The sequence below is a fragment of the Mesorhizobium sp. M4A.F.Ca.ET.050.02.1.1 genome, assembly GCF_003997725.1.
Classification (GTDB): Bacteria; Pseudomonadota; Alphaproteobacteria; order Rhizobiales; family Rhizobiaceae; genus Mesorhizobium.
In genome coordinates this window covers 1-2,709 of sequence record NZ_RZSG01000789.1, presented here as the reverse complement: position 1 = coordinate 2,709, position 2,709 = coordinate 1, and the positions used below count along the sequence as shown (strand labels likewise).

1 protein-coding gene is annotated in these 2,709 nt (G+C 68.8%); it reads left to right on the top strand.

Translation table 11 applies throughout. The features are described from left to right. A partial coding sequence (locus EOA33_RS31155; protein ID WP_190234422.1) for a cobaltochelatase subunit CobN occupies positions 1 to 2,709 on the top strand: 2,709 nt, incomplete at both ends.

Below are 2,709 nucleotides of genomic sequence, written 5' to 3'. Positions count from 1 at the left end.
TCGATGCGCTGGTCGACGCACTGCACGCGCAAGGCATCGCGCCGGTGCCGATCTTCGTTTCGAGTCTCAAGGATCAGGCGTCTCTGGCCTTCGTCGAGAACGCCCTCGCCTCACTGAACCCGGCCGCCATCGTCACCGCCACCGCATTCGCCTCCGGCGCCGAGCCCGGCGCGGAGACGCTGTTCGACCGTGCCGGCGTGCCGGTCTTCCAGGTCATCGTCGCGACCACGCGCCGCCAGGTCTGGGAGAAAAACCAGCGCGGCCTGGCTCCCGCCGACCTTGCCATGCATGTCGTGCTGCCGGAACTCGACGGCCGCATCCTGGCCGGCGCGATTTCGTTCAAGGGCGAGAGCGAAACCGACCCGGCGCTAGCTTTCCGCGCCTTCGCCAACCGGCCGGAGATCGATCGCGTCGCGCAGGTCGCCAAGCGCATCGCGGCGTTCATTCGCTTGCGGCGGACCGAGCGGGCCGAGCGCAAGCTGGCGATCCTGATACCGGATTATCCGAGCGCGCCCGGCCGTACCGGCTATGCCGTCGGCCTCGACGTGCCGTCGAGCGTGCTCGCGATGCTGCACGACCTGAAGGAACAGGGCTATGCGGTTGACGCGATTCCGCAATCGCCGCGCGCGTTGCTGGATGCGCTGGAGGTGGGTGGTGGCGGGCTAGGGCTGACGAACTATCTAGACTTGTCGAAAGAGTTGCCCACTGAGGCAATGACTGCCGTCGAAGCTGCCTGGGGAAAATCAGACGAGACAGGTTCGCGCGAGGCGCCCCCCTCTGTCCTGCCGGACATCTCCCCCACTAAGGGGGAAATTGGCAGTTCTGGCATCGGCTCTCCTCTTGCAACGGCGGCGATTAGCGAAGGTGGCGGTGACGGCATGATCTCCCCCCAAGTGGGGGAGATGTCCGGCAGGGCAGAGGGGGGCGCGACAGAACGCCAACCTTCATCATGCAGACAGCACTTCCCCTTCCGCGCCGCAACCTTCGGTAACCTCACCGTGGCACTCGCCCCCGATCGTGGCCGCTCAGTCGACCGCCGCGCCGACTACCATGACCCCACTTTGCCCCCGCGCCACGACCTGATCGCCTTCGGCCTCTGGCTGCAAAAATCGCTCGGGGTCCACGCCCTCATCCATGTCGGCGCGCACGGCACGCTGGAATGGCTGCCGGGCAAGACCGTCGCGCTCTCCGGCACCTGCTTTCCCGAGATCGTCACCGGCGCGCTGCCCGTCATCTACCCCTTCATCGTCTCCAATCCCGGCGAAGCGGCGCAGGCCAAGCGCCGTATCGCCGCCGTCACGCTCGGCCACCTGCCGCCGCCGCTGACTGGTGCGGGCCTCGATGAGAACCAGCAGCGCCTCGAGCGGCTGGTCGACGAATATGCGCAGGCCGACGGGCTCGACCGTCGCCGCCGCGACCGCCTGGCCAGGCTGATCGTCGAGACCGCGCGAAAAACCGGGCTTGCCTCCGAAGCTGGCGTTGCCAGAACCGACGCGCCGGACGAAGCGCTGCGCCGCATCGACGCCTGGCTCTGTGACCTCAAGGATTTCGCCGTCAAGGACGGACTGCACGTCTACGGCCGCGCGCCCGAGGGCGAGGCTGATCCGCTGCGTAGGCAAAGCGCAGAGGCGGAAAAGACAGCCCTGCTAGCCGCGCTGGACGGCCGCCACACCAAGGCCGGGCCGGCCGGCGCGCCTGCGCGCGGACGCTCCGACGTGCTGCCGACCGGCCGCAACCTGTTCACCGCCGATCCCCGCACTATGCCGACGCCGACCGCCTATGACCTTGGCCACGCAGCGGCGGAAGAAGTCGTGCGCAGCTACATGCAGTCGCATGGCGACTGGCCGCGCACGCTGGTCATCGACCTCTGGGGCTCGGCCTCGCTGCGCACGGGCGGCGAGGAGATCGCTCAAGGCCTGGCGCTGATGGGCTGCCGGCCGCAATGGGATGGCGCCACCGGCCGCGTCACCGGCATTGAGGTGCTGCCACCGGCAGCCCTTGGCCGGCCGCGCGTCGACGTCACCTGGCGCATTTCCGGCCTGTTCCGCGACATGTTCCCGACCCAGATCGCGCTGATCGATGCCGCCGCCAGCGCGGTTTCGAGCCGCGACGAGGACGATGCCGAGAATCCGCTTGCCGCGGCGACGCGCGCCGAGGGCAAGGTCGGCCCGCGCATTTTCGGCACCTCGCCCGGCACCTACGGCGCCGGCGTCGAGGATCTATTATCGCGCGGCGATTGGACCGCGCGCGAGGAAATTGGCCGTGCCTATCTCGACGCCACCTCGCATGCCTATGGCGGCGCTGACGGCGAAGCGATTTCCGCGCCTGGCGCCTTCGAGGGCCGCATCGCCGAGGCCGACCTGCTAGTCCACACCGGCGACGACCCCGGCCGCGACATCCTCGAGGGTTCGGCTGACGTCGCCTTCATCGGCGGGTTCTCGGCCGCCCTCGCCGCGCTCGGCAGGAATGCTGACCTCATCGTGCTCGACACCACTGACCCGCAGAAACCGAAGCCGCGCTCGGTGGGCGAAGCTGTGGCCAGAGTGGTCCGCGCCCGCGCCGTCAATCCGCGTTTCATCGCCGGCCAGATGCGCCATGGTCCGCGCGGCGCCTCGGAGTTCGCCGAGACCGTCGACCGCCTCGTCGGCTTTGCCGAGACCACGCATGCCATATCGGGCGCGCTGATCGAGGCGGTGCACGATGCCTATC